Below are 241 nucleotides of genomic sequence, written 5' to 3'. Positions count from 1 at the left end.
ATCAACGATCCTCTGCAGGTCAGAATCACTGTGCACGATACGCGGAATTCCGAAAATGCCCCAGGCAGGATCATCAGGGTGGACGGCCATCCGAATACCGACCTTCTCACAGGTCGGCACGATTCCCTCAAGGAAGTAGCGGTAGTTATTGCGCAGCTGATCCCGGGGCATGTCGGTGTACTGGGCCATAACCTCATCGAGATCGGCCAGCCGCTCGGGCTCCCATCCGGGTAGTGGGAAG

Annotated in this window: 1 protein-coding gene; it reads right to left on the bottom strand. The window is 58.1% G+C overall.

The genetic code is table 11. The annotated features are described in order from the left end of the window. Positions 1 to 241: mannonate dehydratase (locus tag L0668_RS21010; protein WP_235314606.1), on the bottom strand; the 241-nt coding region annotated here is incomplete at both ends.

It is taken from the genome of Paraglaciecola algarum, assembly GCF_021532655.1.
Lineage (GTDB): Bacteria > Pseudomonadota > Gammaproteobacteria > Enterobacterales > Alteromonadaceae > Paraglaciecola > Paraglaciecola algarum.
This window is presented reverse-complemented; position numbering and strand designations above follow the sequence as displayed.